21 protein-coding genes and 1 tRNA gene are annotated in these 23,639 nt (G+C 32.1%); 8 read left to right on the top strand and 14 right to left on the bottom strand.

The features are described from left to right. Window positions 1-186: 186 nt before the first annotated feature. The gene (locus ACUUYC_RS10220) at window positions 187-1,887 is read right to left on the bottom strand and encodes a tetratricopeptide repeat protein (protein ID WP_474265688.1); all 1,701 of its coding nucleotides are present in this window, start codon (window positions 1,885-1,887) and stop codon (window positions 187-189) included. A 228-nt stretch (window positions 1,888-2,115) separates the two neighbouring features. On the opposite strand from ACUUYC_RS10220, the gene ACUUYC_RS10215 reads away from it, so the two are divergent. From ACUUYC_RS10215 to ACUUYC_RS10205, 3 genes are read left to right on the top strand one after another with little or no spacing between them, the layout of a single operon-like run. Beyond that, entirely contained in the window at window positions 2,116-2,898 is a 783-nt protein-coding gene (locus ACUUYC_RS10215; RefSeq protein ID WP_474265687.1) for a hypothetical protein, read from the top strand. Between the two features lie 50 nt (window positions 2,899-2,948). Continuing rightward, window positions 2,949-4,406, top strand: coding sequence for an RNA polymerase factor sigma-54 (gene rpoN, locus ACUUYC_RS10210; protein WP_474265686.1), 1,458 nt, complete (start codon window positions 2,949-2,951; stop codon window positions 4,404-4,406). Then, a complete protein-coding gene (locus tag ACUUYC_RS10205) occupies window positions 4,407-5,006 on the top strand; it encodes a hypothetical protein (protein ID WP_474265685.1) in 600 nt (199 codons plus the stop codon). A gap of 35 nt (window positions 5,007-5,041) precedes the next feature. Here ACUUYC_RS10205 and ACUUYC_RS10200 read toward each other — a convergent pair whose 3' ends face one another. From ACUUYC_RS10200 to ACUUYC_RS10165, 8 genes are all read right to left on the bottom strand, one after another. Next, window positions 5,042-5,755 (bottom strand): porin family protein, encoded by a 714-nt coding sequence (locus ACUUYC_RS10200; RefSeq protein WP_474265684.1) that lies wholly within the window; start codon window positions 5,753-5,755, stop codon window positions 5,042-5,044. Between the two features lie 108 nt (window positions 5,756-5,863). Next, window positions 5,864-6,343: an ExbD/TolR family protein gene (locus ACUUYC_RS10195; RefSeq protein ID WP_474265683.1), complete on the bottom strand. Its 480-nt coding sequence runs from the start codon at window positions 6,341-6,343 to the stop codon at window positions 5,864-5,866. 13 nt (window positions 6,344-6,356) lie between these two features. After that, window positions 6,357-6,974 (bottom strand): ExbD/TolR family protein, encoded by a 618-nt coding sequence (locus ACUUYC_RS10190; protein ID WP_474265682.1) that lies wholly within the window; start codon window positions 6,972-6,974, stop codon window positions 6,357-6,359. 2 nt (window positions 6,975-6,976) lie between these two features. Continuing rightward, window positions 6,977-7,384: a hypothetical protein gene (locus ACUUYC_RS10185; protein WP_474265681.1), complete on the bottom strand. Its 408-nt coding sequence runs from the start codon at window positions 7,382-7,384 to the stop codon at window positions 6,977-6,979. A 30-nt stretch (window positions 7,385-7,414) separates the two neighbouring features. Continuing rightward, complete coding sequence (locus tag ACUUYC_RS10180) at window positions 7,415-8,131, bottom strand: MotA/TolQ/ExbB proton channel family protein (RefSeq protein ID WP_474265680.1); 717 nt, start codon at window positions 8,129-8,131, stop codon at window positions 7,415-7,417. Between the two features lie 77 nt (window positions 8,132-8,208). Beyond that, a tRNA-Ser gene (locus tag ACUUYC_RS10175) sits at window positions 8,209-8,296 on the bottom strand. 57 nt (window positions 8,297-8,353) lie between these two features. Next, entirely contained in the window at window positions 8,354-9,382 is a 1,029-nt protein-coding gene (locus tag ACUUYC_RS10170; protein ID WP_474265679.1) for an asparaginase, read from the bottom strand. Window positions 9,383-9,448: 66 nt separating this feature from the next. Next, window positions 9,449-10,216 (bottom strand): TatD family hydrolase, encoded by a 768-nt coding sequence (locus tag ACUUYC_RS10165; RefSeq protein ID WP_474265678.1) that lies wholly within the window; start codon window positions 10,214-10,216, stop codon window positions 9,449-9,451. A gap of 176 nt (window positions 10,217-10,392) precedes the next feature. Here ACUUYC_RS10165 and ACUUYC_RS10160 point away from each other — a divergent pair, with 176 nt between their 5' ends. Continuing rightward, entirely contained in the window at window positions 10,393-10,833 is a 441-nt protein-coding gene (locus ACUUYC_RS10160) for a retropepsin-like aspartic protease (protein WP_474265677.1), read from the top strand. 213 nt (window positions 10,834-11,046) lie between these two features. Here ACUUYC_RS10160 and ACUUYC_RS10155 read toward each other — a convergent pair whose 3' ends face one another. The 3 genes from ACUUYC_RS10155 to ACUUYC_RS10145 all read right to left on the bottom strand — a co-directional run bounded on the left by ACUUYC_RS10155 (window position 11,047) and on the right by ACUUYC_RS10145 (window position 17,396). Continuing rightward, the gene (locus tag ACUUYC_RS10155; protein ID WP_474265675.1) at window positions 11,047-13,065 is read right to left on the bottom strand and encodes a TonB-dependent receptor plug domain-containing protein; all 2,019 of its coding nucleotides are present in this window, start codon (window positions 13,063-13,065) and stop codon (window positions 11,047-11,049) included. Between the two features lie 170 nt (window positions 13,066-13,235). Continuing rightward, window positions 13,236-14,456 (bottom strand): 2-oxoglutarate dehydrogenase complex dihydrolipoyllysine-residue succinyltransferase, encoded by a 1,221-nt coding sequence (odhB, locus tag ACUUYC_RS10150; RefSeq protein WP_474265673.1) that lies wholly within the window; start codon window positions 14,454-14,456, stop codon window positions 13,236-13,238. 174 nt (window positions 14,457-14,630) lie between these two features. After that, a complete protein-coding gene (locus ACUUYC_RS10145) occupies window positions 14,631-17,396 on the bottom strand; it encodes a 2-oxoglutarate dehydrogenase E1 component (RefSeq protein ID WP_474265671.1) in 2,766 nt (921 codons plus the stop codon). A 115-nt stretch (window positions 17,397-17,511) separates the two neighbouring features. Between ACUUYC_RS10145 and ACUUYC_RS10140 the strand changes: the two genes are divergently transcribed. Then, window positions 17,512-18,054, top strand: a complete 543-nt coding sequence (locus ACUUYC_RS10140; RefSeq protein WP_474265669.1) for an alpha-ketoglutarate decarboxylase — start codon at window positions 17,512-17,514, stop codon at window positions 18,052-18,054. Here ACUUYC_RS10140 and ACUUYC_RS10135 read toward each other — a convergent pair. Continuing rightward, a complete protein-coding gene (locus tag ACUUYC_RS10135) occupies window positions 18,038-18,388 on the bottom strand; it encodes a hypothetical protein (protein ID WP_474265667.1) in 351 nt (116 codons plus the stop codon). The two genes, ACUUYC_RS10140 and ACUUYC_RS10135, sit on opposite strands and share 17 nt — an antisense overlap. Window positions 18,389-18,425: 37 nt before the next feature. On the opposite strand from ACUUYC_RS10135, the gene ACUUYC_RS10130 reads away from it, so the two are divergent. Further along, window positions 18,426-19,046: a hypothetical protein gene (locus ACUUYC_RS10130; protein WP_474265665.1), complete on the top strand. Its 621-nt coding sequence runs from the start codon at window positions 18,426-18,428 to the stop codon at window positions 19,044-19,046. 172 nt (window positions 19,047-19,218) lie between these two features. After that, entirely contained in the window at window positions 19,219-19,728 is a 510-nt protein-coding gene (locus tag ACUUYC_RS10125; RefSeq protein WP_474265663.1) for a hypothetical protein, read from the top strand. Window positions 19,729-19,787: 59 nt separating this feature from the next. Here the strand turns inward: ACUUYC_RS10125 and ACUUYC_RS10120 are convergent, their stop codons facing one another. After that, complete coding sequence (locus ACUUYC_RS10120) at window positions 19,788-21,161, bottom strand: tetratricopeptide repeat protein (protein WP_474265661.1); 1,374 nt, start codon at window positions 21,159-21,161, stop codon at window positions 19,788-19,790. Window positions 21,162-21,484: 323 nt separating this feature from the next. Between ACUUYC_RS10120 and ACUUYC_RS10115 the strand changes: the two genes are divergently transcribed. Continuing rightward, window positions 21,485-23,551, top strand: a complete 2,067-nt coding sequence (locus tag ACUUYC_RS10115) for an ATP-binding protein (protein WP_474265659.1) — start codon at window positions 21,485-21,487, stop codon at window positions 23,549-23,551. The last annotated feature ends 88 nt before the right edge of the window (window positions 23,552-23,639 follow it).

The raw sequence follows: 23,639 nt of genomic DNA, 5'->3' as shown, positions 1-23,639 counted from the left end.
ATCGAAAAACTAAAATCTATACACATGAAAAAATGTAGTATTGAAAACGAATTTTAGCAACTGCTTTTCACTTTTCAAAACTAGGAAGTGTCATTGCTTTTTGAAGAAATTTTGCAATGACAAAACTGGGACAATCCTTATAAAACTTAAGGGTTTTACCCTATTCTGGGACAGAAACGTGACAAACTATAACGTATAGATAAATTTTTGCAATTCTTTTTCAGAAGTAAAGGTCATTTTTTTGCGCAATCTGTACTTTCCTTTGCGCACACTTTCAGGAGAAATGGCTAAGGTTTTTGCAATTTCTTTAGTATTAAAGTTCAATCGTATTAATGAAGCTAATTTTAAATCACCTAAAGAATAATCATCCACCGTGATTTTAAAGTTTTTGTAAAATTCAGGATGAATATTTAAGAATAATGTTTTGAATGTAAACCAATCGTCTTCCGTTAAAATTTTAAAATCGTGTAATTGTTTCATGATTGGTTTTACAGTATGCGGCAATGTTTCATCCTCACTATCTACTTGTTTCGAAATTAATCGCGAATACGCTTTAAGTTCATTTTTTGTTTGAAGTACCTTTTTTTGAGTAGCCGCTAAATTTTCTTTGATACGTACATTGTTTATTTTACTTTTTTCTAGTTCTTTAACGAGTCTAATTTTTTTTCGTTTATAAAACATAAAAAAGATGATTCCTGATCCAAGACCAAAAATTAGAAGCAAGGTTGTATAGAATTTTTCATCTTCCATAGTTTTCTGCACACGTGCAAACTCCTTGTCTTTCTCTGTTATGGTTGCTAAAAATGAAGCCTTTAGTAATGCTTGTTCCCCTTTTTCTTTTGCATATACTTTTTTCAATGTATCATATTGTTGTAAAAACTCATACGCTTTTTCAACATTATGCATTCTTTCATAAATAAGTGCTAATTGTTTTGCAGTTTCAACTTTCCCCTTTGCTACATTTTTTTTGACTGCTTTTTCATATGCTTTTTTAGTAAAATGAAGCGCCAAACTATCATTCTCAAATTCATAATAAAGTTTTCCTAATAATAAATGAAGTCCTGCTAATTTCTTTTTATTCTTTACTTTTTTAATCCACCTTTCACTTTCTTGCGCAAGCAAAAACGCTTTTTCAAAATCACCCATTTCGTATGCTAATTCTGCTAAACTTGTTCTACATCGATTTAATTCGGCCTGACTCTTTTTCGATTTTTTTCGGCTTTTTATAATTTCTATAGCTTTTTCAAAATACACTTCCGCTTCCTTATAATCACCTTGAGCCTTGTATGCTTGCCCCATACTTCTGTAAATAAATGACTTGCTTACTTTTTCATTTTCTTCAGCTAATTTTAATGCCTTGTCAAAACTGATAAAAGCTTCGGAATACAATCCGGCACTTGTATATAATTTTCCTTTTTTCACATATGAATTGCTGAGTAATTTAGGTTTATCCTTTTTTTCTAATATCTCAATTGCATTATTGTAACTTTTAAAAGCTTCCTCAATTTTCCATTGCAACTTTAACACATAACCTCTACGATTATGAGTTTGTGCTATTAGAACTGCATCTTCTGTTATTAGACTTAATTTAAGTGCCTTATCTAGGTATAAAAGTGCAGTGTCTAAATCATCTGCTACAAATGCAAAATAATCACTTGTTCTACCGTATACATTAATCAAATCTTCCGTATTTCTCATCGCAGCAAATTTTGCTTCTTTGAGATAGTAATAAGCCGAATCATTATCTATATACACATGTTTATTAAATTGTTTCAACGCATGTGTAACTGAATCTTTTGCTGTTTGGGCTAGCGTCACATTACATCCAAAAACAAGTGTCAGAACACTAAACATCAATCTTCTATTTTTTACAAAAAGCACATTCATAGCATAATTTATTTTGAGTTTAAAACTTAAAAAAACAGCTTATTTGCAGGGAATCAAAGAGTGAAAATCCCCTAAATCGCACCTTCTTTATTTGAAATTCGCACGTATAAATGACCTGTTTTTATTTTTTGAATTATTTTTTTATACCAAATACACTATTATTTTTTCCCTTTGAACCCCCAATACCATAAGAGGTTTTTTATATTTGTGTAGAACTAAAGACAATTCATGAAAAGAAAATTATTTTTTACTTTCATTATGGTACTATTTTTGACGAGCTGTAGTAACAAAAGTACCAATCAAGTCAGTCCATATTTAAATTTGGAAAAAGACTTCACGCAAACATTAGTGTTTGAAACCAAAACAAGCGCCAATAAAAACATGTCTTTTCAACAATCTAGAGTGATGAAATTCCAATTAGATTCTATCACAAAAGACAGTTCTTTTGCTTTTACGGGAAAAATAGTTCGCGTTACTTATAATGCTGATATGTTTGGTGAAAAAGAAGGTTTTGACACGGAAGTAGTTAAAGCGTTAAACAATACAGATAAAATGAGCGCAAGTGAATTAGAGATGTATAATGAAGTAAAAAATAAATTAGATAAGGAGTTTACAATTCTTTTAGATAAAAGAGGAAATATAGTAGAAGCTGCCGCTTTTAAAGATGGAACCTATATAGATTTAGAAACCGCAACTTCATATACCGTTGCTCCTATCACATTTCCAGATGATAAATTACACGTTGGTTATTCATGGGAATTTAATACTGAAAATCCTGTGATTGAATCACAAAAAATAAAATATATTTATACCGTTGACGATATTACTACCGATAAAATTATATTAGATGTAAGAGTAGAAATTGATGGTTTGGGCGGTTTATTAGATAAAAATGTGGCGACAGGAGTTTATGAAATTGATCGAAAAACCAAAAGATTTATAACAGGATACCGAGAAATGAAATTACAATCAGGCGGCGGAAAAGCTACTTATAAAATTTACGAAGAGTAAAAGATTGTTTATTTTAAAGAATATCCGCAACGTGTTTTACACAAAATAATATGCTTAGACAACAACTAAATTTTAAATTATCTCAGAAATTATCACCACAACAAATTCAGTTGATGAAGTTGATTCAATTGCCTACACAAGCTTTTGAACAACGACTAAAGCAAGAGTTAGAGGAAAATCCTGCATTGGATAATGGAAAAGAACAATCAGATGAATATGATGCAGACTTGTCTAACGAATATGATGATGAGTACGGAAATGATACTATTGCTGCCGAAGATATTAATGTAGATGATTATTTGAGTGATGATGAAATTCCTAATTACCGTTTACAAGCAAATAATTATAGTGTTGATGATGAAGAAAAAAGTGTTCCGTATGCTTCAGGAACTTCATTTAATCAACATTTAAAAACGCAATTAAATACATTTAGACTTTCTGATGAAGATAGAGAAATTGCAGAATTTTTGATTGGAAGTGTTGATGAAAGCGGTTATATCCGTAGACCTTTGGAAGATATTGTAGACGATTTGGCGTTCACACAAAATATTTTTACTGCTGATGAAAATGTAGAAAAGATTTTAACTATTGTACACGAACTTGATCCAGCTGGAGTTGGTGCACGAAATTTACAAGAATGCTTGTTGATTCAATTGCGCAGAAAGGAACCAACACCTTCTATTGAACTTGCCATAGCTATTTTAGACAAAGCATTTGAACATTTTACCAAGAAGCATTACAAGAAATTATTACAAAAATTTGACATTACTGAAGTAGATTTACGCGATGGTATATTAGAGATTGAACGTTTAAATCCTAAGCCCGGCGGATCATATGCTGGAAATACAAAAATCATTGAACATATTGTTCCCGATTTTACAATTCGTATTACAGAAGGCATTTTAGAATTAACTTTGAATGGAAGAAACGCGCCTGAGTTACATGTCTCAAGAGATTATAACGACATGCTTAAAGGATATAAAGATACACGTCAGAAAACGAAGTCTCAGAAAGATGCTGTCATGTTCATTAAGCAAAAGCTAGATGCTGCAAAATGGTTCATAGACGCCATTAAACAACGTCAGCAGACACTTTTAGTGACAATGAATGCAATTCTACATTATCAGGAAGAATATTTCCTTACAGGAGATGAGCGCAAGCTAAAACCAATGATTTTAAAAGACATTGCAGACATGATCAACATGGATGTTTCAACAGTTTCTCGTGTGGCAAATAGTAAATATGTAGACACACCTTACGGAACAAAATTGATTAAGGAGTTTTTCTCTGAATCGATGAAAAATGAACAAGGAGAAGATGTTTCTACGCGTGAAATAAAGAAGATTTTAGAAACTGTTATTGAAGAGGAAAGCAAAAAGAAACCATTAACGGATGAAAAATTAGCAACCATTTTAAAAGAAAAAGGGTATCCAATTGCACGTAGAACAGTAGCAAAATACAGAGAACAGCTAGATATTCCTGTAGCACGATTACGAAAGAAGATATAGATGCGCACTTTTCTAAAGGTTATATCATACCTCTTCCACCCAATTTTAATTCCGATTATGGCAACGATTGGCTACTTTATAGTCACGCCACGATTGTATGAATTAAATTTTAAGATTGATGTTTCTATCACTATTTCCATCTTTACGATTTGTATTCCGATGTTAATTTTCATCTTATTGAAGCGTTTTAAGATGATTGATTCTATTTTTTTGAAAGAAGTATCACAACGAAAAATACCTTTGTATATTTATGTATTGATTTTGTTTTTAATCATTACCAAAGTGATTACGAAATCAATTTTTGCAGAGTTGTACGATTTCTTTTTAGCAACATTAATTTCTTCAGCAGTTTGTCTTTTATTTGTGTTTTTTCGCGTAAAAGCAAGCATGCATATGATGGGGATTTCAGGATTGGTGATGTTTTTAATGATTTTAAGTATTACGTATCAAGTGAATATCACTTTTGCATTGAGCATTTTAATTTTTATGATTGGCTTGGTTGCAACTTCACGTTTGTTTCTAAAGGCACATACATTCCCTGAACTCATTTATGGCTTTTTTATCGGCTGGATTCCACAATTACTAGTCGTTCTTTGGTAGAATAAGGCATTCGGTAAGATCGCTTTACTTTTGAGTTATAAGATGTAAAACATCAGTCCGACTTTGATAACATTCATTTTAAATGATTCACCATCTACGGTTTTCGTTCCGTCTTTGAAGAGTTTGTTTAAACCATAATACACATGAAAATTCCATGTATTATACCCTGCGCTTAACGTTAATCCGTATTGCAATTTGTTTAAATCATCATTGGTAAACTTTAGCTTTTCGTTATCCCCGACAAATTTAGAAGTTCCAGAAAAGATATATCCTACTTTAAATCCACCATAAATACGCCAAAATTTATATTCAGTTGCTGTAGATGTACGCCAACGAAATTCGATCGGTAGTTCTACAACATGCGTTCTGTATTTATTTCGCTTAAAATTTGTATTACCATCAATAGCTTGGTACACAATTCCGTTGTCGGTTTCCGTTGCTTTTAAATTATGAAAGTATGAATTGTATGAATATCCCAACCCAACTCCAATGGCTTTATTTCGCTTTTTGTTGATAGGGAAATCTCTTATAAAACCTAAGTGCAATCCATTTGATAAGTTATTTTGAGATATACTGCTTGGTCTATTTTGAATAATGTTATAGGTAAGACCGATATAAAATTGATCTTCACGATAGTTATCATCAGGAATGGTATCAATGACGACTTCTTTTTCAATTGCTGTTTGTGCAGTAGCATATTGAAGTCCTAAAAAGATGAATAGTATTCCTATACAGATTCGTTTCGTCATTTCTTTCATTATAAACGCCAATTTAAAGGTATTGTTATCTAAGATAATACAAAAAAAGCACTCTATATAGAGTGCTTTTTTTAATATAAAATTTAAGATCTTCTATTATTAATTCTGATCTACAGCACCTTTTCTAGTAGTGTAGTTAATTTTTAAAGCATTAATTTCACGAAGTTGCTGCTTTATATCAGCAATCAATCCCATATTTGTTTCTTTATCTACTTTTAGAGCAGTAATAGCAATATTTTGGAATTCTGGACCAAGGTCATTATTAACTGTGTTAAACCAGTAATCTTTGATTTCAGAAACAGAGGCAAACTTATCATTTAATTGAATTTTCGCTTGCGTTCCGAATTCTTTTCGAAATCTAGGGCTTGGTTTCCCAGCATAAATATAAATTACTTTATCTGTCTTATCAAGTGTTTGTACTTGATCAGCATACGGTAATTCTTGTTTTACCTTGTAATCGTCTTTCTTAAATGTTGTTACCGTCATAAAGAAGAATAATAACATAAAAACAATATCTGGCATAGCTGCTGTAGATACTGGTGGCAATTCACCACTTTTTTTCTTTTTAAATTTAGACATAGTAGCTACGTTTTTAATTACTAGTTTCTGCTTCAGATATTTTTAAAGGATACATTTTCTTTATTACCTCCATTTTCTCTTTCAAATCGCCTTTTAGTTGTTCACTAGTTTGAGGATTTGAAGCTATAGAGTCCATAGATGTATAGTTCATCTTATACAAGTTTTGCGCTTCTCTGTTACGCAAGAAATTGTATGCTCCAACAAGCTCGTTTTGTACTGAAATAAATGTTCCGTACTCAGTTTCTCTATCATTCCTAACAGAGATAATTGCTTTGTTTGGATGATCTGAAGAGTCTTCTTTTCTGTCTCCTTGACAATAATTACATGGCTCTCCGTTTTCATTAGTTCCTCCACCGTTATCTAAAAACTTAATTGCTGCTTCACGTAAATCTCCTAAAGCCATTACTTCTTCTTCAACAAGTAAGTCATTATTTTTGTTTACTAAAACCGTGAATAAATTCTTTTGCTTAATAATTGGTGGTGTTACTCCTGGAGGTGGCATTGGTGGCAACTTTCTGTTGATACCTGAATCCACTTCAAAAGTAGTAGTTACTAAGAAAAAGATTAGCAGTAAGAATGCAATATCTGCCATAGAACCTGCACTAACTTCTGGTATACCTCTTCTTCCCATAATTATTTATTAAGTGATTTTTTAATTCCAAATCCTACCATTGCTAAAATTGCAATTGCTGCTAAAAAGTAAAACATGTAAATACCCATACCTACAAATTTAGAAGTGCTTGGCTCTATTGAAATATCTCCTACTTGCACTGGAGACTCACCAGCTGACACATACGAAAGTATTGCAATAATTGCGAATACTGCTAAAGAAATCGCTGACTTCTTTAACGCTTGCGGATTTGTAGCTAAATTTTTGAGTCCGAAAAACAGTGCTATTGCTGCTGTAACTACTACAAGTACTTCACCAGCAAGGATCATTGCATTTCCTGTGTTGCCAAGAAGAATCAAGACATATAGTATAACACCAACGAGTGCTATAACTGCGATCAGGATTGTTAATATTATTTTTAATGATTTCATATTATATAGTATTGTATAAAGTTGACAGTATTATTTCTTGTAACGAACCAATAAATCTATTAAAGAAATAGATGAATCTTCCATATCGTTTACAATACTATCAATTTTAGCAATAATATAGTTGTAGAAAATTTGAAGTATAATACCAACGATAAGACCAAATACAGTCGTTAATAAGGCTACTTGAATAGATCCCGCAATTAACGATGCATCTAATGATCCTACAGCCGCAATTTTATCAAAGGCTTGAATCATACCAATTACCGTTCCCATGAATCCTAACATCGGCGCAATTGCGATGAATAAAGAAATCCAAGATACGTTTCTTTCTAGTTGTCCCATTTGAACACCTCCATAAGCTACTACAGCTTTTTCAGCGTTATCAACACCTTCATCCATACGGTCTAAACCTTGATAGAAGATAGAGGCAACAGGTCCTTTTGTGTTTCTTGCAACTTCTTTCGCTGCTTCTACACCACCATCTGCTAAAGCGTTCTCAACATTTGCTAATAATTTCTTATTATTTGTTGAAGCCATATTTAAATAGATGATTCTTTCGATACATATTGCTAATCCTAAGATAAGACATAACAATACAATTCCCATGAATCCTGGTCCACCCTTAATAAAGTAATCCTTTAATATTTGGTGAAAACCTTGTGAGTCTGCTGCATTTTGTGCATTTGCAACACCTACATTTAAAATCGTTAACATGGCTACAGCCATAATAGAAAATCCTTTTTTCATTTCTCTTGAACTTAAATTTTGTTAGTTAATCGGGTTAAAGATATAAAAAATTTATAATTATTTACGATAAATTTATGCAGAGAGGAAGGGATTCGAACCCTCGATACGGTTATGCCGCATACACACTTTCCAGGCGTGCGCCTTCGACCACTCGGCCACCTCTCTCTATCGTCGAGCAAATAACAAAAAATATTTTAGTTTTTGAAATATATCTTGCTATTTTTAGGACATTTCACCTCTAATTGGTGTTTCAAACATAGTTTTAAACACAGAATGGTTTATTTTCCTGCCCAAAAGGTACATTAATTTTGTGACAGCAGCTTCAGTTGTAATGTCTTTTCCGCTAATGATACGAAGCTTTTTCAAGGCAACACTCGTTTCATATTGTCCCATGATTACTTTTCCTCCAGAACACTGTGTTACATTCACAACAATTATGCCTTTTTCCTTGATTTTTGTCAAAAAGTCTAAAAACCACGCCTCTGTTGGGGCATTTCCTGCTCCATACGTCTCTAAAATGATCGCTTTTATGGTGTTTGACATCAAAAAACCTTCTAAACTTGCTAATGTTATTCCTGGAAATAGCTTAATTATTGCAATATTATTATCAAGAGTTTTCTTTACTTTGAATGTTTTTTTCTTCGGAATTGACAATAAATTTTCTTTAAAAACTTTTAAATGCACACCAGATTCTGCCAAAGGTGGATAATTTAGAGAGTCAAATGCTTCAAAATGTTCTGCATTTATTTTAGTTGTACGATTAGCTCTGTATAATTTGTACTCAAAATAGAGTCCAACTTCTGTAATTTGTGGATTTCCGTTTTTATCGCGTAAAGAAGCAATTTGAATTGACGTAATTAGATTTTCTTTAGCATCAGTTCGCAAGTCACCAATTGGCAACTGAGATCCTGTAAATATGACTGGTTTTGCTAAGTTTTCTAACATAAAACTCAACGCAGAAGCTGTATAACTCATCGTATCACTTCCGTGTAATACCACAAAACCATCAAATGCAGTATAGTTTTCTTCTATGATTGTCGCTATTTTTATCCAATAACCTGTGTTCATATCTGAAGAATCTATTGGATCATCAAAAGCAACTGTTTCTATATCACAGTCTAAATGTGAGAGTTCAGGAATTCGTTCTAAGAGCTTGTCAAAGTTGAAAGCACGCAACGCACCTGTTTCAAAGTCTTTGATCATTCCAATAGTTCCACCTGTATATATTAATAGGATTTTTGGTTGCATCATAGTTATGGTTTGTTGGTTGTTATCAGTTATCAGTTATCAGTTATCAGTTATCAAAAATATTTTAAGTTAGCTTCCAAATACTGCTTTTGAGTTTTCTGTGGTAATAGCTGCTATTTCTGCTTCTGTCATTTGATAGATGGTTGCTACTTTTTCTAATACATTTAGCACATAACTACTTTCATTTCGCTTTCCTCTATATGGTGTTGGCGCCAAATATGGAGCATCTGTTTCTAAAACAATGTGTTCTAACGGAATTTCATGTAAAAATTTATCTATTTTACCGTTTTTGAATGTTACAACGCCACCAATTCCTAGTTTCATATTATAGCTAAGTGCTTTTTCCGCATGTTCTTTTGTTCCTGTAAAGCAATGAAATATTCCGAACAAATCATCTCCTTTTTCCTTTTCTAATACTTCAAAAACTTCATCAAACGCTTCTCTACAATGTATTACAATGGGAAGTTTGTATTTTTTTGCCAGTTGAATTTGATATTGAAATGCTTCTTGTTGTTGTACTAAGAATGTTTTATCCCAATATAAATCGATTCCAATTTCACCAACCGCATAAAATTTTCGCTCAGTTAATAACTCAGTAACATGCGAAAGTTCTTCTTTATAGTTTTCTTTTACATGCGTTGGATGCAATCCTGACATGAGAAATACTTCATTTGGAAAGTCATTTTCTAACTGAAACATACGTTCCGTATATGTTGAATCGATTGCAGGTATAAAGAATCGTTTTACACCATTAGTAATAGCGCGCTGTATCATGTCGTTTCTATCTTCATCAAACGCTTCACTATATAAGTGTGTATGTGTATCTGTAATTATCATGGCGTAAAAATAGTATTTTCAATACGAAATTTGCATGGCTTCTTTTTAAAAAGTATGACAAATGCTGTCATTTTTATGATCTGTATAACTTCTTGCCTGACAATAATAACACGAATGTATATTGGGCATCAATTTTGATTTGTATTTTAGCCTAAATTGTTAGTACTATTTTACACATGAAAAAGAGTTTACGAAAGTTTTTACTAGATAAAGGATATCAACGCATTAAGTTGAATAGAATTAATACGAATCATTATGAAGTGAAAGCTAAGATTAATGGTATTGAAGGAAGTTTTATTTTGGATACTGGCGCTTCTACATCATGTGTTGGCTTTGAAGCCGTTGAGACTTTTAATTTGATTGCCAAAGCTTCAAAAATTAAAGCTGCTGGTGCTGGCGCCATTAATATGGAGACACAAATTTCTAAGAAAAACACAATTTCTTTAGGGAAATGGACAAAACAACGCATTGTACTTGTGTTGTTTAATTTAGATCATGTGAATACTGCTTTAACTCAACATGACGCACAACCAGTGCACGGTATTATTGGAGCTGATATTTTGAGAAAAGGAAAAGCTGTGATTGATTATGATAAGAATTGTTTGTATTTAAAGTAGTTTTTCTCAAAAACATAGACTAAAAACCTTTGATTTACTACCTATTTTAAAAAAACAGGTAATTTCACGTATAAATAATAATTGATTTTTTTGGAATTTTACATCATTGCAAACCTTAATACTGTTTTGATATGAATTCCCTAACATTAAACAACAGACGAACTACCGTTTTATTTATTATTCAAGCTATTTTACTTGTTATTGGCTTTTGCCTTAACGCGTATGCGCTACTATAGCAGTAGGCTGATATTGTATCTTATCTAACGTTACCTTTTGTTGTTGCTTATAAAGCTTTACAACTTTAATCGTACGCTCTTCGTTTGGCTCTCCATAATTTTCATATAATGTATACTTTATATATGTTGGATTGAATTCTTTTTCATTTTGCAATGTTTTTACATTAATGATCCACTCACCTGCATTGTCTACCTCATCAATTATAAATTCTTTCATGTAATATCCGTTTTTCACTTCATTCACCAAGCTTTCTTTGTTAGCAGCTACAGAATGTTCCCAAGTATGAAATTTATTTTGAGGATTTACAAATTGTAATTCAAACTCTGTATCTACTTGATTCCATTCAACTACAATTCGGACATCATGTTTAAAGGTTCCTGTAAGTAAGTTTGAAGGTATGTCTTTGTAATCGAGTTGTGCTCTATGTTTACGTAATAGTTGTTGAATCTCATTTAGCATTGGCTTATCTAATCCAGAGAAATCTATGTTTTCAAAAGAGTTCGTTAACATTTTCACATATAAGTCTAACGATTCTTGATAGTTTCCTGCTTTTGTGTAAATCATTGCTAAGTCACGATACGATTGTGAAGCGTTTGGTAACAATGTTGCAATTTTTTGATATATGTGTTTTGCTTTTCCAAACTCATCTATTGCTTCTAGCTTGTATGCTAATACTTTGAGTGCTTTTGGATTGCTTCCAGCAATTTTTTCAATCGTAGATAGAATAGCAATCGACTTTTCTTTATTCCATTTCATGAAATATTCAGATACATCTATATAGTATGGTACGGTTTGATGTTTCGCTTTTCGCGATTGCACAGTATATATTGCTAATGCTTCTTCGTACGTAGCTGCTGTTTTCAATTCAGTCATATAATCAGCCATATCTTTTTGAGATATTACAGGAACCGATTCTTTGTAATCATTTCCTGTTACCAATGCTGGATTTAGTATGTTTCCTTCAGCATCTCTTTTTATAAATCTATTTTTTGATGTAATTAAAACAGCAGGTCTTCCACCATATAAAACTGTTCTTGATAAACCTCTTACTATTACAACATTATCAATTGTATTTACATTAATGTCATTGATATCGCCATAGAATGGGTTTCCGTCATAAAAGATAAGTGCATTTTTCCCTCTTAGTTTCAAGACGGTTTGTCCTGCTCGTATTGGATTCTTACTTTTCGCCATCCCGAAACTATTCGCTGCACTCACACTTGGACCTGAATTTCCTTGTCTTGAAAAAATTTGCAATCCGGCAATTCGTCCACTTAAAACATCTGTAACATTTACACGATGCCAACCAATTTGTTCACTAGTTACTACAGATCCGATTCCGTAAGAATCTATATCTATTTTTCCAAAACCTGTATCAACATATCGTATATTCTTTTTACGCTTTTCACCTTCTATCTGTACAGCGTTTAATAATTCTCCATTTGAAGTTAGCGTTATTGCTAAGGATTCATCATTTTTAATTACAATTGTATACGGATTCATACCAATAAAATTAACTTCTAACACATCACCAATTTCGGCTGGTATTGTAAATGTTCCGTCAACATTGGTTTGCACTTCCGTGAATGTATTCTTTTTTCGAACTACAGCATTTTGGACCGTTTGCCTGTCTTCATTATATACAGTTCCACTTATTGTATGTTGAAGTTTACGTTTTTTCGGAGTTAAGTATATTTTGTTATTTGTAGAGAGATCTTTGCTGAGTTTTGACATTTCTACCGTCAATGTTTCATATCCAGCTACCGCAAACTCAAAGTTATTGTGATTATTTACATATTCTTCATCAAATTTAATTGTAAACTGTCCGTCATTATTAGTAACGCCTTTGACATCTTTTCCAACACATTGAATATTTACATACGGAATTGACTCTTTCGTTTCTGCATCTAACACAAAAGCGTCAAGCGTAACTGTATATTGTGCAAAAACTGAAGTGCTTAGAAAAAGTGAAATGATAAAAACAATTGCTCTCATAGTTGGTTGATTTAGTACTTGATATGCATCAAAAATAATGCCGAATTCTTTTTAAGAGATTGCATTACTAATACTACAATTTACGGAAAATCTATTTCACTAAAAAAAGCCGCTACATTTAAATGCAACGGCTTTTTTGAATATGTATCGTTTTGGCTATCGCCTTTTTTTTATAATTCTAATGCTCTTTTGATATTGTTATCCATCAATAATTCAGTTGGATTTTCCAATGCTTCTTTCACAGCTACTAAGAATCCTACAGATTCTTTTCCATCAATAATTCTGTGATCGTATGACAACGCCACATACATTATTGGAAGAATTACAACTTCTCCATTAACTGCCATTGGACGTTCAACAATATTGTGCATTCCTAAGATTCCAGATTGTGGCGGATTGATGATTGGCGTTGATAACATACTTCCGAAAACTCCACCATTTGATATTGTGAATGTTCCTCCTGTCATTTCATCAACTGTAATTTGTCCGTCTCTAGCTCTTATTGCTAATCTTTTTACCTCAGACTCAACACCTCTAAAAGATAGGTTTTCTGCATTTCTAATTACAGGAACCATTAATCCTTTTGGTCCAGAAACTGCAATACTAATATCACAGAAATCATAACTGATCATTTCTTTTCCATCAATCATTGAGTTTACTGCTGGATATAATTTTAACGCTCTTACAATCGCTAGTGTGAAGAAAGACATAAATCCTAAACTTACACCATGCTTTGCTTTAAACGTTTCTTTGTATTCTTTACGCAATGCAAAAATTGGCGCCATATTAACTTCATTAAATGTCGTTAACATTGCCGTTTCATTCTTTGCAGACACCAAACGTTCCGCAACTTTTCTACGTAACATTGATAATTTTTTGCGCTCGCTTCCGCGTGTTCCACCAGATGGTGTTCCCATACTTGGTTTTGCGTTTGCAGCGTCATCTTTTGTTACACGACCATCTTTTCCAGTTCCTTTTACTTCGTTAGCAGCCATTCCTTTTTCAGCTAATATTTTCTTAGCTGCTGGAGATGCACTTCCCGATGCATATGTTTTTGCAGGCTCTGTAGCTTTTGGCGCTTCAGCTGGTTTTGCTTCCGCTTTTGGAGCTTCTGCTTTCTTTTCTTCTTTCGGAGCGTCTCCACTTGGAGCTTCTGCGCTTGTATCAATCAAACAAACAACTTGTCCAACTTCTACTTCATCGCCTTCTTCTGCTTTTAAGGTGATTGTTCCACTAGCTTCTGCTGGCAATTCTAAGGTTGCCTTATCAGAATCAACCTCAGCAATTGCTTGGTCTTTTTCTACGTAATCGCCATCTTGTACTAACCATTCTGCAATTTCTACTGTAGTTATGGATTCTCCTGGCGAAGGAACTTTCATTTCTAAAATCATCGTGTTCTATATTTTAGTTTTTATTTTACTTTTTTTGGGCGTTTCCTCCGATTTCTCTTCGGTCAGGCTATCAGCTATATCTTTTATCTTGTTCTCGATACAATTTTGTTTTTTTCAGCTAAGCTAAAAAGCAAAATTACTCGAACTGACGATAAAAGGATGCCGCTTCTATCCTTAACGCATATTATTTTTTGTTTTGTCAAAAACGTATGCAATTACTTCATCATGACGTCTTTTTGAACGTACTGAACTTCCTGCAGCTGGCGCACCATAGAATCTTCTTGACGCAACTCTGAAGCTTTTTGCTTCCTCTAGGTGCATTAATAAGTGACTATATGCTCCCATGTTTCTTGGCTCTTCTTGTGCCCAAACAACATCATCGGCATTTGCATATTTCGCAATAGCTTCTTTAATTTTTGTTTTCGGTAACGGGAATAATTGTTCTAATCGAACTAACGCAACATCATCTCTTTTTTGTTCTTCTCGTTCTTTTAGTAAATCATAATAAAATTTACCCGTACAGAATACCAACGTTTTTACTTTATCAGCTTTTACTTCTGCATCATCAATTAACGTTTGGAAACTTCCGTTTGCAAAGTCGTCAACTGCTGATACTGCAGCTGGCAAACGCAATAAACTTTTTGGAGTGAATACAATTAACGGTTTTCTAAAGTTTGCTTTCATCTGACGACGCAACAAGTGATAAAAGTTTGCTGGCGTTGTACAATCAGCAATATACATATTGTCTTTTGCACACATTTGCAAGTAACGCTCCATACGTGCTGATGAATGTTCTGCTCCTTGTCCTTCGTAACCGTGTGGCAATAACATTACCAATCCGTTTTGTGTTTTCCATTTATCTTCTGCTGAAGATATATATTGGTCAATCATAATTTGTGCTCCATTACTGAAATCTCCAAATTGTGCTTCCCAAATTGTTAGTGTATTTGGACTTGCCATCGCATATCCATAATCAAATCCTACAACACCATATTCTGATAAGAATGAGTTATAGATATAGAAGTTCCCTTGATTTTCTCCTACGTTGTCTAATAACTTTATTTCTTCTTCTGACGCTTCTACTTTTACGACTGCATGTCGGTGCGAGAATGTTCCTCTTTCTACATCTTGTCCTGAGATACGTACATCAAAACCTTCTTGTAGTAATGATCCGTATGCAAGCATTTCTCCCATTCCCCAATCGATTTCATTCTTTTTAAAGAACATATCGTGACGATCAGAAACAATACGATCTATTTTTCGTAAGAACTTTTTATCTTCAGGTAATTTAGAAACCGCTTTTGCAATTCCTTCTAATTTATCTTTTGGGTATGAAGTGTCTATATCTTTTACCATTTCACTTTCATCAACTCGAACTAATCCGTCCCAAGTATCTTGCATGAATGGAGTGATGACTGTTTTTTCTTCTTTACGAGAATCTTCTAGTTTTACTTCTAGTGAGTCTTTGTATGCTTTTTCTAAACCTTTCACATACGAATCGTCAATGATTCCTTGCTTTATTAGCTTAGAAGCATAAATATCTCGCGCGTTGTCATGAGTTTTGATTGCTTTATACAACTTCGGTTGTGTAAATCGTGGTTCATCACCTTCATTGTGACCGTAACGACGATATCCTAATAAGTCAATAAATACATCACGCTTGAATGTCATTCTGTATTCTAATGCAAATAACGCTGCATGTACAACTGCTTCAGCAGCATCCGCATTTACGTGTAATACTGGCGAAAGTGTTACTTTTCCAACATCTGTACAATACGTTGATGAACGTGCATCTAAGTAATTGGTTGTAAAACCAACTTGATTGTTTACTACAATATGAATTGTCCCGCCAGTTTTGTAACCATCAAGCTGAGACATTTGTATAATTTCGTACACCAAGCCTTGTCCTGCAATAGCAGCATCACCATGAATAACTATTGGTAATACTTTTGAGAAGTCATCTGCGTGATGACGATCTTGTTTTGCTCTTGCTATTCCTTCTACTACAGCACCAACTGTTTCTAAGTGTGAAGGGTTTGGCGCAATATTCATGCTTATTTTCTTTCCAGAATCTGTTTCTCTATCAGAAGTTAATCCTAAGTGATATTTTACATCACCATCAAAGATTGCTTCTTCATAGTCTTTCCCATCAAATTCGCTAAAGATATTTTTTGCAGATTTCCCAAAGATGTTTGTCAATACATTTAAACGACCTCTGTGTGCCATTCCTAGTATAAATTCTTTTACCCCTTTTTCAGCTGCTTTTTCAACAACTGCATCTAGTGCTGGAATTAATGACTCTCCACCTTCTAATGAGAAACGTTTTTGACCAACATATTTTGTATGTAAGAAGTTTTCAAACGAAACTGCTTCATTCAATTTTTTCAGAATATGTTTTTTCTGATCTACTGAAAACTCAGGATGATTGTCATTAACATTCAACTTTTGCTGAATCCATTTAATTTGTTCTGGCTTTCTGATATACATATATTCCACACCAATAGATTCACAGTAAATGCGTTCTAAGTGTGTAACAATGTTTTGTAGTGTTGTTTTTCCGAGACTGAGTATTTCACCTGCTTCAAACGACTTATTTAAATCTGCATCTGACAATCCAAAATTTTCAAGTGCTAATGTAGGCTCGTATTTTCTTCGTTCTCGTACTGGGTTTGTTCTTGTGAATAAATGTCCACGTGTACGATACGCGTCAATAAGGTTTACTACTTGAAATTCTTTTTTTACGTTTTCAGGAACAACTCCTTGTGGCGCTGTTGCGGCTGAAGTTTCTTGTTCTTCACCATAATTTTCTGCTCCAAAGTCGTATCCTTGAAAGAAAGCGCGCCAACTTGGCTCAACGCTATCAGGGTTTTGTAAATATTGATCGTATAATTCAGCAAAGTATGCCGTATGTGCTGCATTTAAAAAGGAAAATCTATCCATGTTTTTTTCTTCCTGTCTTGTTTTGACAAAATTTTATCAAAAATACAACTTTTGTAAAAAACACATCATATCTTTTACATATATTTATGTGATAATTATTTAAGCTTTTACAGAAATGAAGGATTCTAATTTTTTTCAGCCCAAAAATCTATTTTTAGCACTTTTTATGTGTACAATTTCTTTTTCTTGTTTTGGACAGTCAAACACAGCGCCAACGCAAGGAAGTGATTTTTGGCAAAATGTCCGTTTTGGTGGCGGAGTTGGTTTGAGTTTTGGAAATAATATTTTTAGCGCAACAATTACTCCAAGCGCTATTTATGATTTTAATGAAAAGTTTTCCGCAGGAGTTTCATTAAGCTATACTTATTTTAAGAATGATGATTTTTTTAAATCGACCATTGTAGGTGGAAGTTTTATAGGTTTGTTTAATCCTTTACAGGAAATTCAGCTTTCTACCGAGTTTGAGTATATGAACGTAAGTCGTGATTTTGATGATCCAATTTTTATTGATGATAATTATTGGCAGCCTGCTGTATTTTTTGGCGTTGGTTATAGAACCAATAATATTACTTTTGGTGTTCGCTATAATGTATTACATGATGAGGATAAGAGCATTTATGCAGATGCGCTCGTTCCTTTTTTCAGAGTTTATTTTTAAACCACACTTTTTGCCATTCGCGTTGTAGTATTAGAAAGGCGACTTGCCCAGAAAGCTCTACAACATCTGAACCGTCTAATGCTTTTATTTTGGCTTCTGACACGTCCATTATATATAAGACATTTAGATATTCAGCAAATTTTTCTTGAATGAGTTGATACACAATTGCGTGCAATTCTTTTTTGAGTGTTTCTGGCGGAATATCATTCGAAAACGATTCTTCAATGTTTGCTAAAGCGAAGTCTTTGTTGAGTTGTGCAATTAATTTTTCATACAATTCTTCTTTAGTTGCATCTACTAATAAAGCTTCTATGTGTTCGTATTTTTTTAGCATATAACGAAGGTAATTAATTCTTATATAATTTCGCAATTTGTTTAACTTTACATCTATGAATCATCCCAAGATTTTGATGGCAAAGCTTATGCTTCACATACAAGCAAATACGAAAGCTTATATCCGATTATTTGCTATGCTTTTATTTGTTATTTCAGTTCTTCAAAGATTTTCTTATAGTTTTCAATTAATTGCTTCAATTATTATTTCCTTGATGCTAATTTTTGATTTATTAAAAAGAAATCATCCAAAAACTCAATTTGAAGCTTGGGCTTATTATTTATTTTGGATTGTTGCATTTTTGAGTATTATAACTAGTATCCATTTACGTTTTAATTATTTTGAATTTGAACATGACTTTCCATTTTTCCATTTTCCAATCAAAGAAGTCTTTATCCTAAAATTGATTGTTTTTATTATATCTCTCATTAAGTATAAAAGTATTATTGTCACAAAAACCTTTCTCAGCAAACTTTGGCTCGTGATTATATTTTTACATTTCACTTCTCTTTTATTAAACTCAACGTATGGCTTTGAAGATTGGTTTTTCAACTTAGCCATTATTTCCGCAGTAGAAACTATACTTATCATTTTTACTGAAAAGAAATTGTTGATTTATAAATCAACAATTTTAGATTTTCTTTGGAAGAAGAAATAGTTTTAATATAAAAAACTCCAATATCAATGTTGGTTTTTTTATTTTCGAAAGAAATTTTTAAGTATTCTAGACGAGAATTGTTATCCATGATTACCTTCTAAACATGATAATACAACTTCATATTCTAGAAAAATAAAATTATATTTATAGAAACATATTAATTTTTATTCAATTGAAAACATACACATTTTTAATTTTATTTTTTAGCATCAACAGTATTATTGCACAAGATGCTACAATGTTTAAAAAGATAGAAGAGGTAGGATATAAATTTGTTGCTCCTTTAAAGAATGGGAAAATAGCACATTTAAAAAACAGAAAACCTCCTAAAAATATGTGGACATATGCCGCTTTAGAAAAGTATAAAAAATATTTAGATGCTAGAAAATTCATTTCCTACGGAAGCTACATCTGTCCTGCTAAAAAGAAAGATTTCTATAATTTCAACTTTTACGCTATAAAAAATAGTGAAACTGGCGAAAGTTATTTTTTCATAGCTTCCGTGATCATTTCGGTAAAGAATGACACCTATAAGATTGTCAGTTCTTATTTATTTACTGAAAAAGAAACTCTGAAAGCTTGGTGGCATAGTACCGTTAATTTTTTTAGAAGTGATGATTTTAATAAAGTTCCTAAAGAATTTATAAAACCCAACATTTGCCCGCCACCACCTGGTTTATAATTTTAATTAAAGTTCTTTTATAATCGTTTAACTATAAAAGAACTTTAGACTGGTTTATTTTAGAGTTTTGGAACAGTTACTGTTCCGCCAATCCAGCATTTTATTTCAATTTTTTCTCCGCCTTTGTATCCTTCTTTGAAGATATCGGTTTTACTTGGCGCAGCTTGCACGTAGAAATTTATGAGTTCGGTTGCTTCTCCTTTTATGGAAGCATCAACTTGCCGTGCTTTTTTTGCCATTTCAGCCGCTTTCCAATAGATAATTCTTTTGGTGAATTCGTTTGTTCCACATTCATTCGCGCTTGACGCATATAATCGTGCTAAGTTTATATATGCAGTTCCTGATGAAGGATCAAATTTTAGTGCTTTTAGAAAAAATGTACGCGCTTTTGATTTTTGACCATTTTTCGCCATTTTGCTTCCTAGCTTGTTTAGTATTTTAGCTTTTTTCTTTCCATCAGTTTCATACTCCATATATTGATCAAAATATATTTTCGCTTTTTCTTCATCTCCTTTTCTTTTGAAAATTCTGTATAAATAAAATTTTGAATTCGCTGTAGGTTCAATAGCGTCTATTGCTATAACCAACTCAAGAAAAAATGGGCTTTCAGTACATTCTTTCGCATCCAATCTACTTGCTGATTTTCGCAACCATTGTAGGTTATTTTTATTAGTTTCAAACTTTTTTTCTAGTAATGGAATTAGCGTTTCACATGTCACTTCTTTTTCTAGCAATATTGACATGTTTTTAGAAAACTGAACTATTGCTGCTATGTTTTTTGTAGCCAAATCTACTTTTCTTTGTTCTTTAGAAGTCAATGCTTGATTCCTTCCTTTTTTAGCTAACAAATCATCTTTTATGTTTGATAATCGCTGTTTTTCATATTCAAATTTCTCATTGACTTCTTCATATTTTTCTATTAAGTTTTCTAATTGAATTTCATTCTTTTTAGATACATAGATTTTATAATACAATTCAAAATACTTATAAATGTATCGAGGATTTTTAAAGTTTTTTTGATCTGTTGTAAATGCTTCATCAAATACATTGTATTGTTCTTTTACAGAGCCTACGTTATGATTGAGCATTACAGCGCCAATTTTGGACAGCATTATTCCTTTTTTAGTTTTTAACGGAACGTTTGTGATTCTGTCTCTGTACAATTGAATTAATGCTAAAGCTCCAGCTTGCTTGTCAGTAGCATTTTTTAATTCATGCTTTAATACAGTTTCTCCATGCGCATAAATAGCAGAATTGATTGTAGCACAATTTTTTCGCAAATAAACTAATTGAGACTTGGCTTGACTAAAGTTTTTGGAAGTTACGTTTCCAGCGAAGAGTGAGAGTGTTTCATTGCACTTTTTTTGAGCTTTTGCCGTAAAAACGACAGTTACAATTAGCGTGGCAATGAAAACTTTGGTAACTGTTTTCATTTGTTTTCAATTTAAATCGGTTTATACATTGATATCCTCAAAATATATACCAAAAAAAAATTTGAATTGTAAGGACTACAGAAAATTCGTAACGTAATATAAATGAATATTTTAACTAAAAAACCAAAAAACTCTATTGATTTTCAGATAGTAATAGTTTAAAAAAATTGATTACGTATTCATGTTACAAGAATTATTTTTAGTAAATTGAATACAATCAATATTAAAAAACCTCCTTGAAACTAAACCATTTATTTTTATTTGTCTTACTGATACCATATTCTGTTCTGTCTCAAAACGAATCTGACAAGCTTTTAGATTCCATGCAAAGAGAAGCGGATAGAGCTTTCATTCTATTTGAACAAAGCAGGTATGGAGAGGCGATTGCTATTAATAACAAAGTACTAAAGTATGCAACTGAAGTTAATGATAGTATTTTAATTGGAAGATCATACGCTTTGCTTGGCAATTCGCATTATTTTATTAGCAAAGATTCCCTGAGTTTTTATTATTTATTTAAAGCTAGAGATGTTTTTGAGAAAGTAAAGGATACTTTCAATTTGGTATTAGCCTATAATGATATTGGAGTTAATTATAAAGACTTTGATAGTATTGCTAAAGCAAATATTTATTTTTCTAAAGCCATTGATTTAGCAAAAAATGGTGGTTATATAGAAGATATGATATATCCTTTATCAAATATTGCTGAGAGCAAGATTTACGTCGAAAAAAACTATGATGAAGGCATACAGTATTCACTAGAAACGTTAGATATCATTAAGACGATTAAAGAATATGAAAACAGACAATTAGTAGCTTCAATATATGTACAATTAGCACATGCATACTATAAGATTAATGACTTTAAAAAACATCAATTATACTTTGATAAATGCATTATAGCTTCAAAGAAAAATAGTCAAATAGAAGTATTAACAACTTTATATAAAGATCAGGCAGCACTTTATAAGGAAGATAATAAACTTATAAAAGCATATGAATTTATTGAACAGTATGCTATTTATAATGATTCAGTCAATAAGATTAAAGAGTATGAAAAAGCAAAGCAGATTGAAGCTGATAATTTTTTACGAGAAAATAGAGAGAAAGTAATTTTACTAGAAAAAGAGCAAGAGTTTAAGGATACTATCATAAAAAAAGTAACTAATTACAACACATTATTAGCATTTTTTGTCATAGGACTTTTGTTAAGCATATATATAATTTATAAGAAAAATAAGCAGCTTAATCTTGCAAAGAAGAAGGCAGAGAAACTTTCTAAAGCGAAAAGTAATTTTTACTCTGAAATTAGTCACGAACTTCGTACACCTTTGTATGGAGTTATTGAACTTTCTAAGTTGCTACTTAAGGAAAATGTAAATAGTAAACATCAAGAATACCTTGAGTCATTAAACTTTTCTGCAAGTCATTTACTTTCAATTATTAATAATGTATTAGAATTAAATAAAGTTGAGTCAGGAGAAATTAAGCTAGAGCATTTAGATTTTAAACCTAAAAGCTTAATCAATAATATTACCAATAGTTTGGAATTTGCACTTTCCAATAGTCATAATAAGATTCATATTCATTATGACAATACGATTCCTGAGTATTTAATTGGTGATTCTTTAAAGTTATCACAAGTCTTCATTAATTTAATTTCAAACGCTATTAAGTTTACACAAAATGGCAACATTTATATTAGTGCAAAACTGGCTAAAGATTTGGACAAAAGTGTGATTGTCTATTTTGAAGTTAAAGATGACGGTATAGGTATTTCAAAAGAAAAACAAGAAAAGATTTTTGACGAGTTTTATCAGGAACATACAAAGATTGAAAATTCATATCAAGGAACTGGACTTGGGCTTTCAATTGTAAAAAGGCTTTTAGCTATCATGGGAAGTTCTATCAATATTAAAAGTGAGGCTGGCAAAGGTGCTACTTTTAGTTTTGAACTCCTTTTTTCAAAAGCAGAAACAACAGTGCTAGATACTATGAAATGTGAGGATGTTAAAAAGAACATCGCTAATAAACGTATTTTGATCGTTGATGATAATAAAATAAATCAATTGGTAACACAAAAAATACTGACTGAATTTAAAGTAAAAACTACAGTTGTTGATTCAGGAAAACAAGCTGTTGACATTATACAAAGTGAACAATATGATTGTATATTAATGGATATTCACATGCCAGATTTAGATGGTTATGAAACTACACGTTTAATTAGAGAGTTTAATACTGAAATTCCCATCATAGCACTTACAGCTTCTTCAACTGAAGAAGTAGAAAGGAAGATTAACAACTCTAAAATGAATGGATATATTATGAAACCTTTTTTGACTGAAGATTTCATTGGAACTATTCATAAAATTATATGCTTACAATGAAGCAAAATTGAAAATAATAATACAAAAAAAGTCGTCTAAAAATTATTTTCTAGACGACTTTTTTGATCTCAATATCAGGTGTAAAAGC

Source organism: Kordia sp. E (assembly GCF_056033805.1).
The sequence above is the reverse complement of the archived record's forward strand: the minus strand, read 5'-3'. Positions and strand labels throughout refer to the sequence as shown.

What these genes read in the sequence shown, in the direction of transcription:
- ACUUYC_RS10220 (WP_474265688.1), bottom strand. Translation starts at nt 1,887, where the DNA reads ATGAATGTGCTTTTTGTAAAAAATAGAAGATTGATGTTTAGTGTTCTG.
- ACUUYC_RS10215 (WP_474265687.1), top strand. Translation starts at nt 2,116, where the DNA reads ATGAAAAGAAAATTATTTTTTACTTTCATTATGGTACTATTTTTGACG.
- rpoN (WP_474265686.1), top strand. Translation starts at nt 2,949, where the DNA reads ATGCTTAGACAACAACTAAATTTTAAATTATCTCAGAAATTATCACCA.
- ACUUYC_RS10205 (WP_474265685.1), top strand. Translation starts at nt 4,407, where the DNA reads ATGCGCACTTTTCTAAAGGTTATATCATACCTCTTCCACCCAATTTTA.
- ACUUYC_RS10200 (WP_474265684.1), bottom strand. Translation starts at nt 5,755, where the DNA reads ATGACGAAACGAATCTGTATAGGAATACTATTCATCTTTTTAGGACTT.
- ACUUYC_RS10195 (WP_474265683.1), bottom strand. Translation starts at nt 6,343, where the DNA reads ATGTCTAAATTTAAAAAGAAAAAAAGTGGTGAATTGCCACCAGTATCT.
- ACUUYC_RS10190 (WP_474265682.1), bottom strand. Translation starts at nt 6,974, where the DNA reads ATGGGAAGAAGAGGTATACCAGAAGTTAGTGCAGGTTCTATGGCAGAT.
- ACUUYC_RS10185 (WP_474265681.1), bottom strand. Translation starts at nt 7,384, where the DNA reads ATGAAATCATTAAAAATAATATTAACAATCCTGATCGCAGTTATAGCA.
- ACUUYC_RS10180 (WP_474265680.1), bottom strand. Translation starts at nt 8,131, where the DNA reads ATGAAAAAAGGATTTTCTATTATGGCTGTAGCCATGTTAACGATTTTA.
- ACUUYC_RS10170 (WP_474265679.1), bottom strand. Translation starts at nt 9,382, where the DNA reads ATGATGCAACCAAAAATCCTATTAATATATACAGGTGGAACTATTGGA.
- ACUUYC_RS10165 (WP_474265678.1), bottom strand. Translation starts at nt 10,216, where the DNA reads ATGATAATTACAGATACACATACACACTTATATAGTGAAGCGTTTGAT.
- ACUUYC_RS10160 (WP_474265677.1), top strand. Translation starts at nt 10,393, where the DNA reads ATGAAAAAGAGTTTACGAAAGTTTTTACTAGATAAAGGATATCAACGC.
- ACUUYC_RS10155 (WP_474265675.1), bottom strand. Translation starts at nt 13,065, where the DNA reads ATGAGAGCAATTGTTTTTATCATTTCACTTTTTCTAAGCACTTCAGTT.
- odhB (WP_474265673.1), bottom strand. Translation starts at nt 14,456, where the DNA reads ATGATTTTAGAAATGAAAGTTCCTTCGCCAGGAGAATCCATAACTACA.
- ACUUYC_RS10145 (WP_474265671.1), bottom strand. Translation starts at nt 17,396, where the DNA reads ATGGATAGATTTTCCTTTTTAAATGCAGCACATACGGCATACTTTGCT.
- ACUUYC_RS10140 (WP_474265669.1), top strand. Translation starts at nt 17,512, where the DNA reads ATGAAGGATTCTAATTTTTTTCAGCCCAAAAATCTATTTTTAGCACTT.
- ACUUYC_RS10135 (WP_474265667.1), bottom strand. Translation starts at nt 18,388, where the DNA reads ATGCTAAAAAAATACGAACACATAGAAGCTTTATTAGTAGATGCAACT.
- ACUUYC_RS10120 (WP_474265661.1), bottom strand. Translation starts at nt 21,161, where the DNA reads ATGAAAACAGTTACCAAAGTTTTCATTGCCACGCTAATTGTAACTGTC.
- ACUUYC_RS10115 (WP_474265659.1), top strand. Translation starts at nt 21,485, where the DNA reads ATGCAAAGAGAAGCGGATAGAGCTTTCATTCTATTTGAACAAAGCAGG.